Origin of the sequence: Acetobacterium malicum subsp. dehalogenans DSM 11527 (assembly GCF_000472665.1) — a bacterium.
Classification (GTDB): domain Bacteria; phylum Bacillota; class Clostridia; order Eubacteriales; family Eubacteriaceae; genus Acetobacterium; species Acetobacterium malicum.
On sequence record NZ_AXAC01000003.1, the window covers coordinates 187752 to 201669 of the forward strand.

General features: G+C 50.0%; 13 protein-coding genes. All 13 read right to left on the minus strand.

Features of this window, described 5'->3' with window-relative positions; translation table 11 throughout:
- Position 1: 1 nt before the first annotated feature.
- The 13 genes from A3KS_RS0100890 to A3KS_RS0100950 all read right to left on the minus strand — a co-directional run bounded on the left by A3KS_RS0100890 (position 2) and on the right by A3KS_RS0100950 (position 13877).
- Positions 2 to 544, minus strand: coding sequence for a hypothetical protein (locus A3KS_RS0100890; protein WP_026393276.1), 543 nt, complete (start codon positions 542 to 544; stop codon positions 2 to 4).
- Positions 545 to 999: 455 nt separating this feature from the next.
- The gene (gene dhaM / locus A3KS_RS0100895) at positions 1000 to 1383 is read right to left on the minus strand and encodes a dihydroxyacetone kinase phosphoryl donor subunit DhaM (RefSeq protein WP_026393277.1); all 384 of its coding nucleotides are present in this window, start codon (positions 1381 to 1383) and stop codon (positions 1000 to 1002) included.
- Positions 1384 to 1385: 2 nt separating this feature from the next.
- Complete coding sequence (gene dhaL, locus A3KS_RS0100900) at positions 1386 to 2024, minus strand: dihydroxyacetone kinase subunit DhaL (protein WP_026393278.1); 639 nt, start codon at positions 2022 to 2024, stop codon at positions 1386 to 1388.
- Between the two features lie 457 nt (positions 2025 to 2481).
- Entirely contained in the window at positions 2482 to 3477 is a 996-nt protein-coding gene (gene dhaK, locus A3KS_RS0100905) for a dihydroxyacetone kinase subunit DhaK (protein ID WP_026393279.1), read from the minus strand.
- Between the two features lie 903 nt (positions 3478 to 4380).
- The gene (gene trpA, locus A3KS_RS0100910; RefSeq protein WP_051355571.1) at positions 4381 to 5184 is read right to left on the minus strand and encodes a tryptophan synthase subunit alpha; all 804 of its coding nucleotides are present in this window, start codon (positions 5182 to 5184) and stop codon (positions 4381 to 4383) included.
- The gene (trpB, locus tag A3KS_RS0100915) at positions 5177 to 6361 is read right to left on the minus strand and encodes a tryptophan synthase subunit beta (RefSeq protein WP_026393281.1); all 1185 of its coding nucleotides are present in this window, start codon (positions 6359 to 6361) and stop codon (positions 5177 to 5179) included. Before trpB ends, trpA begins: the two co-directional genes overlap by 8 nt.
- 201 nt (positions 6362 to 6562) lie before the next feature.
- Positions 6563 to 7171, minus strand: coding sequence for a phosphoribosylanthranilate isomerase (locus A3KS_RS0100920; RefSeq protein WP_026393282.1), 609 nt, complete (start codon positions 7169 to 7171; stop codon positions 6563 to 6565).
- Positions 7172 to 7686: 515 nt separating this feature from the next.
- Positions 7687 to 8469: an indole-3-glycerol phosphate synthase TrpC gene (gene trpC / locus A3KS_RS0100925; protein ID WP_026393283.1), complete on the minus strand. Its 783-nt coding sequence runs from the start codon at positions 8467 to 8469 to the stop codon at positions 7687 to 7689.
- On the minus strand, positions 8466 to 9494 hold the full coding sequence (gene trpD / locus A3KS_RS0100930) for an anthranilate phosphoribosyltransferase (protein ID WP_026393284.1): 1029 nt from the start codon (positions 9492 to 9494) through the stop codon (positions 8466 to 8468). Before trpD ends, trpC begins: the two co-directional genes overlap by 4 nt.
- Positions 9487 to 10068 carry an anthranilate synthase component II gene (locus A3KS_RS0100935; protein ID WP_026393285.1) on the minus strand — a complete coding sequence of 194 codons (582 nt, stop codon included), beginning with the start codon at positions 10066 to 10068 and terminating at the stop codon, positions 9487 to 9489. The genes trpD and A3KS_RS0100935 overlap by 8 nt, the downstream gene beginning before the upstream one ends.
- On the minus strand, positions 10068 to 11531 hold the full coding sequence (trpE, locus tag A3KS_RS0100940; protein WP_026393286.1) for an anthranilate synthase component I: 1464 nt from the start codon (positions 11529 to 11531) through the stop codon (positions 10068 to 10070). Before trpE ends, A3KS_RS0100935 begins: the two co-directional genes overlap by 1 nt.
- Before the next feature lie 991 nt (positions 11532 to 12522).
- Complete coding sequence (locus A3KS_RS0100945; RefSeq protein ID WP_026393287.1) at positions 12523 to 12996, minus strand: GNAT family N-acetyltransferase; 474 nt, start codon at positions 12994 to 12996, stop codon at positions 12523 to 12525.
- 44 nt (positions 12997 to 13040) lie between these two features.
- On the minus strand, positions 13041 to 13877 hold the full coding sequence (locus A3KS_RS0100950; protein WP_026393288.1) for a lipase family protein: 837 nt from the start codon (positions 13875 to 13877) through the stop codon (positions 13041 to 13043).
- Positions 13878 to 13918 lie beyond the last annotated feature (41 nt).

Below are 13918 nucleotides of genomic sequence, written 5' to 3' on the forward strand. Positions count from 1 at the left end.
ATTAGAATAGACTATTTGCCGCTTTCCGGCCGGACTGACCCAGCACCGGTTTTTTGGGTTGCTGCGGCTCAGCGGGCTGTTTATCATCCTGACGGCTTTTCATTTCGGCATTATAGGTTGCCACGGTAATCTTACCGGATAAAACCAAGCCCTTCAATTCCGAACTGGTGTAGCCACCCAACTGATTGCTGGAAACTTTCTCGTCGTCCGGTTCATCAGCATCAGCGGTCTGACTCCTGGTTTCCTTTTTTTCGCGGTTTTCTTCTTCATCGTCGGTGGGAATCCGCGACGATTTCTGATCAATGTTCGAACTCTGCTGATCGGTATCACTGCCCACGGTGGCATTTTCACTCTTCATCCGATACCCGACATATTCCCGGCTGAGTTCCATGGTATCATATTTGTAATACGAATTCGCCTCATTGGCGGCAGTCTGCGCATTGATGCTGTCTCCGGTGGGTTTAACGGTAACCGCATCGACTTTTTTTGACAACGATGTGACAGGTGCCTGGGTCCCGGCGGCGTTTAAACTGATTGGATCCATGATCTTTCCCCTTTCTGTGGCGACATTCTCAGGCGACAACAGCCGTACTCTGAGCTGGATAATTCGTTCTCCCTATTATTAACAGCAGTATACCACAATTGCTTCGATATTTCATCAACTTTCGTAAAATCTATTGATCATGTCTTTCAAAAAAACATCCCGGGATCCCGGGCGATCCACGGATCGTTTGTCACTGCCGTACCGACCAATTGTTAATCTGTTGTTCGCTGCGCCATGCGAAATCCGCTGCGCTCCTTTCGCATTGGTCGCGGGCAGTCGCCAACTATAAACAAGTTTCTGATTGGCTCGTTGCCTGCGCGCAGAATCGGACAGGCTTTGCCATGTCCGCTCCGATGCGTACAACATGGTGTAATAATTGTCGGTACTGGGTTATTTTCGTTATTACAGACAAGACACCCCGGTTGCCCGGGGTGCCTGTGTTGATTAAATCGTCTTTAGAATTTTTTATAGGCTTTGGCGCCGGCCAGCACTTCGACGACTTCCTCAAAGGATGAGCCGATCGATGCTTCCACGGAGCTGAAAATGGTACCTTCAACGACCGGGGCATCAATAATTTGAACCTGACTGCCGCCTTCCCGCATTTCGATGGCCATTTCTGAACTCATCACGGCACTGCCGAGATCAACCAGAATAACCACCCCATCGCCTTGATCAACGGCTTCAATACCGGCTAAAATTTTGGAAACATCGGTACCGATGCTGCCATCTTCCATGCCACCGGCAGCCGCGAGTTTTGCTTCTGGGGCCATTTGTCTGGCCAGCTCCACTGCGCCTTCGGCAACTTTCTGACTGTGTGAAACGACTACAATTCCGACCATCCCTAATTACCTGCCTTCGCTGCGACTTCGCGGGCGGCCTGAAAAGCATAAGCCATCGAGGTTGCACCAGGGTCTTGATGCCCGATACTGCGTTCACCCAGATAAGAGGCCCGGCCTTTGGTGGCAATGATCGTTTTAGTATATTCGACCCCGCCCCAGGCAGCCGCTTCCGCGTCAACCAGCGCATCAGTCATTGACTTGCCAGCGGCAATGCTGGCTTTAATGGCGTTGATCGCGGGAATCATGCTGTCGAGAATGGTTTTTTCACCTTCCACCGCTTTGCCCCGGAATTGGATCCCGCCGACGGCTTCATCAAAGGCCAGAATAATATCCTCATTGGATAATTCTTCCTTGCCCTTAACGGCCGCCCCGGCTTTCATAAACGCCGTCCCGTAAAGGGGCCCGGAGGCTCCCCCCACAGTAGAAACCAGCGTCATCCCCACCGCTTTTAAAATATCATCAATGTTTTTATCTTCAACCGTCGGTAATTTTTCCATCACCGCTTTAAATCCCCGGCTCATGTTAATGCCATGGTCACCGTCACCGATTGCCTGATCAAAATCGGTCAATTCTTGTCGATGTTCTGCCATCTTATCCGCATAAACCCGAATAAAATCCAGCACTTCTGCCTTTGTTGCCATTGTTTTTCCTCGTTTCTATGGTTTGGTTTTGATAGACTGCCGTAAGCTTTGTCGGCAGTTTGCACGAAACAATTCTTACACTGTACGGCGGACAGGCTCAGGCCTGTTCGCCTACACGTTACAGAATTGTTTGTGAAACTACCACAAAGCAATGATTGTTCGATCCATTTAAATTCAAAATAGAACAAAATTTGCGTTGATTTCGGTTCCCAAAAACAATTTTGTAAATTGAAAAAACGAACTTAGTAATTAGCATAACTCAGTACCGACAATTGTTACATCATGTTGTACGCATCGGAGCGGACACGGCAAAGCCTGTCCGATTCCGCAGCGAACAACAGATTAACAATTGGTCGGTACGCCAGCGAAGTGCTTACCAAGAGTAGCACAAAATTGTTACGCACTAACCGACTGCAAAGCTAACGGCACTTTATTTATTACTTATTTTCGATTTTGCTTAATACATTTTGAAGCCGATAGTATCAGCTTGGGCCAGTAATAAGTCTTTGAGTTCGGCGTCCAGTTTTAACAGGGTGATGGATGCGCCGGCCATGTCGATGGAGGTCATGTAATCGCCAACGAAGGTTTTGAAGACTTTAACACCTTTGTCAGCCAGGATCTGTTGAACCCGACGGTTTAAGATATACAGTTCCATTGGTGGGGTAGCGCCGGCACCATTGATCATCACGGCAACTTCGTCACCGGCTTTTGGATCCATATCTTTTAAGATGCGTTCCATCAGGTAATCAACAATTTCGTCAGCGGTCTGGATTGGTTTGCGTTCGGTTCCCGGTTCGCCGTGGATCCCGATACCCAGTTCCATTTCATCTTCCGACAATTCAAAACCTGGTTTTCCAGCCGCGGGAACCGTACACGGTTTCAGTGCCACACCCATGGTCCGGACATTGGCAATAACCTTTTCAGCTGTTGCTTTAACTTCTTCCAGACTGGCTCCGGCTTCAGCTTTTGCACCAGCAATTTTATGAACAAAAACAGTCCCGGCCACGCCGCGACGACCTGTCGTATAAAGACTATCTTCAACCGCAACATCATCATTGGTAACCACGTTGGCTACTTTGATGCCTTCGGCTTCGGCCAGTTCAGCGGCCATTTCGAAGTTCATGATATCACCGGTATAATTCTTAATAACTAATAATACACCTTCCCCGGCATCAACCGCTTTGATCGCTTCAAATACCTGGTCGGGGGTGGGAGAAGTGAAAACCGAGCCAGCTACTGCACCGTCGAGCATCCCTTTGCCGACAAATCCGCCATGGGATGGTTCATGACCGCTGCCGCCGCCGCTTACCAAAGCAACCTTGCCAACTTTTTTGTCAGCGCGGACCAGCACATCAAAACCTTCTACTCGGGCTACGTATTCAGGATGGGCCAGAACGATACCTTCCAGCATTTCATTTTCCACATTTTCTACATCGTTAATAAATTTTTTCATAAGACTTCCTCCTATAAACATTATTAGTCCGGTAAGTGCAAAAGTGCCATGAGCTTTGCATTCAGTTTCGCACGAAACACCAGAAGAAATCGCACTGCGAATTTCTTCTTTGTCGCGGGCAGTCGCCAACTACAAGCAAGCTTGTGATTGGCTCGTTGCCTTCGCGAATTTCTACACTAGGGCGTACAACAATTTCTTGTACAGTTCGCCTACACGTTACGAAATTGTTTGTGGAAACTAAACGCAAAGCAATCATTGTTCGATGTTTATTCATTCGCAATTGTACATACCTTAAACCATACTATAACACGTTTTTACCCATTTTGAAGATAAAAAAACGATGTCAAAAGATTTTTTTTGGCGCGGTTCCGTTAATTCAGAAAATATTACGCACTCGACTGGTAATATTTCGATCTGTCAATAGGGTTGGGGGTGGTTCGATAAAATTTATGTTAATCTTTTGTAAATTTGGGGCAGTATATAAGGGGTTGAAAGATGATTAACGCTATATTTAAACCGTTACGTTATCTTGCCGTACCAACCAATTGTTAATCTGTTGTTCGCCACAAGATTGGCCAGGTTTATCAACCTGTCCGATTCCGCAGCGTACAACATGATGTAACAATTGTCGGTACTACCTATACACCCTAATCCCAATGCTTCCTTCATCTAGCAGATGTAGATGGTAAGGATTCGGTAACGAAAGTGACTGTTAGAAAACCGGCAATGTCTTAGGGGTAGACCCCTTAGGTGCCCATATTAAATCCATACATTATCCCGCCGTACCGGCCAATTGTTAATCTGTTGTTCGCCACAAGATTGGCCAGGTTTATCAACCTGTTCGCTTTGATGTGTGCAACATGATGTAACAATTGTCAGTACTAACTTAACTGCCTGTACACTCTAAACCAGCGCTGCCTTCATCTCACGGACGTAGTCGGTCAGGATCGGGGTGGCTGCGCTGCCGTGCGCGGCGATGAGTCGGACGATGGCGCTGCCGACGATGACGCCATCGGCGAGCTTAGCAATCTGTGTGGCCTGTTCCGGGGTGGCGATCCCAAAGCCCACCGCTACGGGCGTCTGGGTCACCGCCCGGATATCACTGACAATGGCAGCCAGATCGGTTTTGATCTCGCTGCGGACCCCGGTAACACCCAGCGACGACACCAGATAGATAAAGCCCGTCGCTTCTTTGGCCAGCATCTGAATGCGATCCTGGGAGGTCGGGGCAATCAGGGTGATCACGTCAACCTCATGGGCCTTAGCAACGCTTAAAATCTCACCTTTTTCTTCAAAGGGCAGATCCGGGATGATGATGCCATTGATCCCATTTTTCTGACAGGCGGCAAAAAACCGTTCCACCCCGTAGACAAACACCGGGTTCATATAGGTTAAAAAGACCAGCGGTATGGCGGTCTGGGTCCGGACCCGGGCAACCATGTCAAAGATCGCATCGGTGGTGGTGCCGACTCTCAGGGCCCGTTCGTTGGCGGCTTCAATCACCGGCCCTTCGGCGATGGGGTCGGAAAAGGGAATCCCGATTTCAATCAGATCGGCCCCGGCGGCGTCCATGGCGAGAATAAATTCTTCGGTTTTATCGAGGCTCGGATCGCCAGCGGTTAAAAAGGCGATAAAGGCTTTCTGATTGCTGAAGATCTCAGATATTTTGTTGGCTTTGATTTTAGTTGCTTCTATTATATTACTCATAAATATTTTCCCCCTTGTAGCGGGCAATCGCCGCGACATCCTTATCGCCCCGGCCGGAGACATTGACGATGATAATTTCGTCTTTTCCCATTGTCGGCGCCAGCACCATCGCGTAAGCAATCGCATGGGCTGATTCAATGGCCGGAATAATCCCCTCGGTCCGGGACAGGTATTCAAAGGCAGCGACCGCTTCATCATCGGTGATCGGCACATACTCGGCCCGTTTGGTATCATGGAGATGGGCATGCTCCGGCCCGATCCCGGGATAGTCAAGCCCCGCCGAAATCGAGTAAACCGGGGCGATCTGGCCGTATTCGTCCTGACAGAAATAGGATTTCATGCCGTGAAAGATCCCCAGACTGCCCCGGGCGATGGTGGCGGCGTGTTCTTCGGTATCGACCCCGCGGCCGGCCGCTTCACAGCCAATCAACCGCACGTCGGCGTCGGGAATAAAGTTATAGAAGGCCCCGATGGCATTGCTGCCGCCGCCGACACAGGCGATCACGGCATTGGGCAGACGGCCTTCTTTTTCGAGAATCTGGGCCCGGGCTTCTTTACTGATGACGCTCTGAAAATCGCGCACCATTTCCGGAAAGGGATGGGGTCCCATCACCGAACCGAGGACATAATGGGTATCGTCAACCCGGGTGGTCCATTCTCGAAAGGTTTCGTTAACGGCATCCTTTAAGGTCATCGTCCCGGAGGTGACCACATGAACTGTGGCACCCAGCAGGCGCATCCGAAAGACGTTGAGGGCCTGACGGTCAGTGTCTTCTTTGCCCATAAAAATCTCGCATTCAAAGCCCATCAGGGCCGCGGCGGTGGCCGTGGCGACGCCATGCTGACCGGCACCGGTTTCGGCAATCAGCCGGGTTTTCCCCATTTTCTTGGCCAGCAGCGCCTGCCCCAGGACGTTGTTGATCTTATGAGAGCCGGTATGGTTCAGATCTTCGCGCTTGAGATAGATCTTGGCCCCACCCAGATCGGCGGTCATTTTCTTGGCATAATACAACCGCGAGGGGCGGCCGGCGTATTCATTTAATAATTCGGTTAACTCGGCCTGAAAGGCCAGATCGTTTTTATAGTGTTCATAAGCTTTTTCCACTTCAATAATGGCATTCATCAGGGTTTCTGGGGTGTACTGACCCCCGTGGATCCCGTATTTTCCTTTACTCATTTTCTTTCTCCTTTTTATATCAAGTCTCCGTGCTTTTATTAATCTGCATCGTCGATCCTCGGTTTGTAGGGGCGATTCGCAATCGCCCGAACGTTGTTGATCTTTAAATTAACGCATGGCATAAGATCTACGCTTGCGGGCGGTCAATGACCGCCCCTACGGGATAATGCGTTACGTCAGTGTTTATTCCAGTAGTTTTTATTAACGGTTAATCTTCCTGATCATTTCCACAATCTCAATAATCTTGTCCCGGTCTTTCACTCCATCGGTTTCGACGCCGCTGCTTAAGTCGACGCAGTAGGGGCGTACCTGGTGGATGGCGGCAGCGATGTTGCTGTGGTTGAGGCCGCCGGCCAGAAAGAAATCGCCGCTGACGCCCTGCAACAGATCCCAGTTGAAGGCCGCCCCGGAACCGCCGTATTGACTGGGGTCGTAGGTGTCAAAAAGGCGGTAATCGGCGGCGGTTTCTTTGATGTCGGCCGGGCTGCTGATCCGCAAGGCCCGGATCACTGGCAAACCAGTTTGGGCCTGCAGCAATTGCACCGTGGCCTCGTCCTCATCGCCATGAAGCTGGATGAGGTCGATGATGCCCGCCGCGGCCAGCGCGCTGATCTCAGCCACCGGGTGGTTGACAAAAACCCCCACCGCTTTAATACCGGGATCAAGGACTTGTTTTAAGGCCCGGGCCGTTTCCATATCGACCTGGCGCTTACTTTTGGCAAAAACAAAGCCAATATAATCCGGCCGGGCGGCGTTCACCGCCGCAATATCGGCGAGGCGGGTTAAGCCGCAGATTTTTATTTTTGTCATGATATTCTCCCTATCAAATTTGGTCGTAGGTAATTGCTAAACTGCCATGAGCTTTGCATCCAGTTTCGCACGAATCACCAGAAGAAATCGCGATGCGAATTTCTTCTTAGTCGCGGGCAGCCGCCAACTACAAGCAAGCTTGTGATTGGCTCGTTGCCTTCGCGAATTTCTACACTGTACGGCGGACAGTTCGATGAACTGTTCGCCTACACGTTACAAAATTGTTTGTGGAAACTGCACACAAAGCAACCATTGTTCGATGTTTGCTCATTTCGCAATCACATATAATTTGGTCGTAATACCCGCCCCTTGAACTGTAGATTCTAATACAAACCCAGTACCGACAATTGTTACATCATGTTGTACCCAAGGGGGCAGACCCTGTGCCTCAAGGCGAACAGTTGCGACGAAAAACCTGAGTATTTGAATCATCTAAATTCGCAACTGTACGAATTGTGCGCATTCAACAGAATAACAATTGGTCGGTACGGCAGTTCGGAGTTAACAGCCAGCAGCTACCCCCGCAGCTGATCCAGCGCCGCTTTCTTATCCCCACTTCGCATCAATGTTTCGCCAATCAGTACCGCGTTGGTCCCATTTTCTCGCAGTTTTGCGATATCTTCTGCAGTGCGTATCCCACTTTCCGAAACAAACAAAATTTCCGGGGGCACCAGTTGGCGCAGTCGGATGCTGTTGTTTAGATCCACCTCAAAGGTCTTCAAATTGCGGTTGTTGACCCCAATCACCCGGGCCCCGGCGGCCAGGGCTTGTTTCACTTCCGCTTCATCATGGGCTTCCACCAGCGCCGACAGTCCCAGCGCATCGGCGATCTCAAGGTATTCCCGGATCGTTTCGGTATCTAAAATCGAACAGATTAATAATATCGCATCGGCGCCGATCAGGCGGGCTTCGTAAATCTGGATGGCATCGATAATAAAATCCTTGCGCAGTACCGGAATGCTTACCTGATCCTTGATTGCCGTCAGATAAGTATTAGCGCCCTGAAAAAAATCCGGCTCGGTCAGCACTGAAATGGCATCGGCCCCGGCGGCCTGATAGTCCCGGGCAATCTCCAGATAAGGGAAATCAACCGCGATCACACCTTTTGATGGCGAGGCTTTTTTAACCTCGCAGATAAAGGCGATTTCCCCGGCGGCAGCTTTCCGGGCTAGGGCTTGTTCAAAGGCAAAGGGTTTTTCTGATCGTTTGGCCTGGCTTTTTAAGGCGTCCAGCGTGGTCGTTTCTTTAAGCACCGCCACCCGTTTGGCGGTGGCCGCAACTATCTGATCCAGAATCATGCCAGCACCTCAATCGCCAGCTCATTGCTGCGTTTGACAAAGCTATCCAGCTTGGCCTTAGCCTTGCCGGAGTCGATAATCTCCTCGGCCATCCTGACACAATCCCGGAGGGTGATATCATTGTGGGACATGTACAGGCAGAAGGCTGAGTTCAGCACCACCACATCGCGCTTGGGACCTTTTTCGCCATTTAGGATATCCCGGGCGATGGCGGCATTTTCATCCTTTTCGCCGCCGATTAAATCCGATAATTCACAGCGCTTAAGCCCCAGCTGTTCCGGGGTGATAAAAAAGCTGTTGATTTTACCATCGGCGATTTCACAGATGGTGGTGGTATCAGTCAGGGTAATCTCGTCCAGGCCGTCGTGGCCGTGAACCACCATCCCCCGCTTGACATTAAGCTTGTTTAACACATTGGCCAGCGGTTCGACCAGATTTTCGTCATAGACCCCCAGCAGCTGCATATTGGCCCCGGCCGGATTGGCCAGCGGGCCGAGAATATTAAAGATCGTCCGGATCCCCAGTTCTTTACGGACCGGTCCGGCATATTTCATTGAAGCGTGATAGGTCGGGGCAAACATAAAGCAGATCCCCAGCTCGTCCAGCAGCACGGCGCTTTTTTCCGCCGACAGTTCAATATTTACGCCCAGGGCTTCCAATAGATCAGCCGATCCGCACTTGCTGGAGACGCTGCGGTTACCATGCTTGGCCACCGGCACCCCGCCAGCGGCAATCACCAGCGCTGATACCGTCGAAATATTAAAGGTGGACACCTCGTCGCCGCCAGTGCCGACAATATCCAGGACATCGGTTTTGGGGAAAATCTTGGTACATTTGTCCCGCATCACCATCGCGCAGGCGGTAATCTCATCGATGGTTTCGCCCTTCATCCGCATCGCCGTCAGAAACGAACCAATCTGGGCGTTGGTGGCCTGGCCGTTCATAATCTGATCCATGACCTCCCGGGTCCGCTCCAGAGACAGGTCCTTGCCGTTGACAATATCGTATATCGCTGCTTTAATCATTTTCGTTTCCAATCTTTAAAAAGTTCTCAATCATCTTATGGCCATCCTGGGTCAGAATCGATTCGGGATGGAACTGGACCCCGTAGACGTCATAATGGCGATGCTTCACCGCCATCACCTCGCCCTCGTCATCCTCGGCGATAATCAGCAGTTCATCCGGCAGCGTACTGCGCTCGGCACTGAGGGAATGATAGCGGCCGGCCGCAATAATCGGCGGCAGACCCCGAAAAATCGGGCTGCCGTTGGCAATATGGACGTTGCTGCTTTTGCCGTGCATCAGGGTGCTGGCATAGGTGACGGTGCCGCCAAATACCTCGCAGATGGCCTGATGACCAAGGCAGACCCCTAAAATTGGGGTTTTGTCCTTAAACGTATCGATCACCTCTTCACAGATCCCGGCATCGGCCGGTCGTCCCGGCCCCGGCGAAACGATGATGTGATCCGGGGCCAGCGCCGCGATTTCGGCCAGACTCAGCTCATCATTTTTAATCACCCGGATATCGGGATTGATCATTCCCACATATTGATACAGGTTATAGGAAAAGCTGTCGTAATTGTCAATCAGTAAAATCATTATTCCACCTCCTGGGCCCGGTCCAGGGCTTCAAACATCGCCCGAGCCTTATTTCGGGACTCATTAAATTCATTTTCCGGGATGCTGTCCGCGACAATCCCGGCACCGGCGGAGACATAAACCTTATCGTTTTTGCGGACCGCCATCCGAATCGCAATGCACATATCCATGTTGCCGGAAAAGTCGATATAGCCGACTGCTCCGCCGTAGACACCGCGTTTCTGGCCTTCCAGGGCATTGATGATTTCAATCGCCCGTTTTTTCGGCGCCCCGGACAGGGTACCCGCTGGCAACACCGCCCCGAGGGCATCCAGCTGATCCAGTCCGGCTTTGAGGGTGCCGGTGACGGTTGAGGAAATGTGCGAAACATGGGAATAACGCACCACCTCTTGATAGGTTTCCACCTTAACCGAACCAAATTCACTGACCTTACCCAGATCGTTACGGCCCAGATCGACCAGCATATTGTGTTCGCTGAGCTCCTTTTCGTCCTTCAGCAACTCCGCAATCAAGGCCTCGTCTTCCGCCGGAGTGGCGCCCCGGGGACAGGTACCAGCAATTGGAAAGGTCGATAGCTGGCCGTTTTTCAGGGATACCAGGGTTTCCGGCGAAGCCCCGGCCACCTGAATCCCGTCAAAGTCGATATAAAACATATACGGTGAGGGATTGATGGTCCGCAGCACCCGATAAGCCGACAAGAGATCGCCTTCAAAATCAGCCTCCAGGCGGTTGGAAATCACTGCCTGGAAAATATCCCCCTGATAAATATGTGCTCTTGTTTTTTCGACCATGTCACAATAATAGGCTTTGGTAAACAACGAGCGGTACTCTGATGTTACCTGGCCCCGGAAGGCCACGGTGCTGCTACCGTTTTTAATCAGTGCTTCAATTTCCTTGAGCTTAATCACCCCGTCGATGTAATTTTTCTCAAAGTTGTCGGTTTTAATATTGACAATCACCACAATTTTCTGACGCAGATGATCATAGGCGATAACCTTGTCAAACAGCATCAGATTCATGTCATCAAAGTTTTCGGCGTTTTCGTTTTCCAGCACCAGATTGGTTTCGGTGTATTTAACAAAATCGTAAGAAATATAACCGACAAAACCACCGGTAAACACTGGCAGAAAATCCAGCTTGGGGCTTTTCCACTGGGCCAGAATTTCCCGGAGCAACGACCGCGGATCATCGGCCAGGATATCCCGGGTCTTGCCATTTCTAACAACCACCTCCCCGTCCAGGCAGGTCACCGCCAGGGTCGGATCAAAGCCCAAAAACGAATAGCGCCCCCATTTTTCGCCGCCCTCCACGCTTTCCAGCAAATAACACTTTTTGCCCGTGGCTTTTAAAATTTTAAGCACCTCAATCGGTGTCTTAATATCTGAAAACAGCTCCAGACTAATCGGGATGCTCTGATAATCCCCGCAATACCCTCTGGCCTCTTCCATCGATGGTTTAATCATAATCGTATCCTTTCGTTAAGAAAAATTTATCTTGTAATCTATTTTTATGTTGTCATAGCATATGTTAGTCAGCTGATCAAAAAGGATGAGACAAACATCAAAACCCACTACTACCCCAGTACCGACAATTGTTACATCATGTTGTTCGCATCAAGGCGAACAGGTTGATAAACCTGTCCGATCTTGCGCGAAGGCAACGAGCCAATCATAAGCTTGCTTGTAGTTGGCGACTGCCCGCGACCAATGCGAAAGGAGCGTAGCGGATTTCGCATTGGTGTGGCGAACAACAGATTAACAATTGGTCGGTACGCAGTGACGCGCTAACCCCTCACCCTCACCAATCAGCGTCTACACCTATTTATGCGCTTTTTAAGTAATAAAAAAACGCCCGCCCCTGATTAATAAAAATTAATCAAGGACGAGCGCAAAAATTACTAGCCCGCGGTACCACCTTCATTTACAGAGAAAACCCCTGTACACTTAGCAGGATACAAACATATCCCTCGCAACTGACGTATGCATCACGTCGCAGAATACTCAGAAATTTCACTTTCCTTTGACTGCGCCCTCAGTGGTCCATTTGATGTTCTGCGTTGTGCGAGGCTCTCAGCCTTCCCCGCTCTCTGTAACTGCACGATACACCGTTATCTCCACGTCAACGGTTTGATTGAAGTATTAAATTAGATAAAGCTTAATCGATCTTAGCGTTTTTGTCAAATTAAATTTTTCTGATAACGCAATCATTAAGAATTTACCACAGGTACATGTCTTCAAACTGTCAAAAAAGCTAACCCAGTACCGACAATTGTTATATCATGTTGTACGCATCGGAGCGAACAGGTTGATAAACCTGTCCGATTCCGCAGCGAACAACAGATTAACAATTGGTCGGTACGGCAGTTTTTCGACCACCTCAAGAATTCACCATAGGTAAATGTCTTAACTGGCTTTTAGAGGCAGTTGCAATACTGACGTGAGCTTTGGTTCGTCATCAATCATTGACCATCAGCTTCATCGGCACAAACCGGATCCCCTTGTTAACCTGTTCGGGGGCCGTGGCCTCAAAGCCGAAACGGCGGTATACTTCCACCGCATAAGGGGATGAATTGACCGACATAACAAAGGGTTCTCCCGGCTGCTGGCTTTTTAAATCCGCTATTACGGTGTTAAATAAGGCCCGGGCAATGCCCTGGTGGTGATGGTTCTTATCGACAAACATCAGCGAGACATGAAGATCATCCCGGGTCCCGATGACCCCGAGGATCTGGTTGTCTTTGAAAAAGCCCCACAGCTTCTTATGGCCGGTGGCCAGATCTTCAGTCATTTCTTCGAGCTTATAATCCAGATAATCGGTAAAGGTCTGGCGACCTTCGGCGCTGTAGCCGTCGGCAATAAATTCGTGAAAAACCAGATTGGCAAGATCCACCGCCGCTGCTAAATCGTTATTTTCTATTTTTTTTATCATCTAAACCTCTTCTGGGATGTCAATCGGGAGTGACGTTTAAATCCCTAATTATTTTTCATTGAGTCGGCCAATTTCACTAAATTAATGGGCTCCGGACAAAAGCCCGGGCTGCTGCTCCGCAGGGCATTCATATAATTGATATCCTGCTCGCCCAGCTTCTGAAAATAACAGTTGATCCGGTGATTCAAAAACAGGTTGTTCATCTGAAAACCAATCGGCACCGGCGCCTCCACGTGTTGATAAATCAGCCCGGTTTCGGTAAACGGGGCCGGATATTCGGCAGCTGGCAGGGTTGGGATAAAATCATGAACATTAAAAATCCGAAAACTGTTTTTGATCTGGGCGTTGTAAGCTCCGGCAAAATCCCGATCACCGGGTCGGCCGGCGGCATAGGTATAAACAGTCACATCGTTGCGGTCGCTATTGACGGCGAAATCCAGGGCCGCCATAATCGCCAGATCGCCGCCCAGACTGTGCCCGGTGATGGTGAGTTTTTTATCTTCAGGCAGGTGGCGGACCTGCTCAAGCAGTTCTTCCCGCAGCGACTGATAGATCCGGGTGATGCCCCGATGCGTGAATCCGGCGTTTTTTACATAGGGAAAGGGAATCTGAAACAGATCCAGATCCGAATCCAGATTGGGGGTGGAATCAGAGCCCCGAAAAGCCAGCACCAACCGATCCGCCGACTCGGCGATAAAACCAAAATTTTCTGCCATTTTTTCAGTCACCCCGGCCAACCCATTAAATGAAGCCTTCAGCTCAAAACCGGCCGGAAGCGCCAACTGTTGCTGGTCAAAAAACGGGTAGGTCTGATAACAAAAACCAGCCATCAAAATGGCATCCTGTTGGCTGTAAGCTTCCGGCAGATCGTGTTGCTTCATGTTATTTCTCCTTTGATTTAAAAATTGTGAACGATAATCCT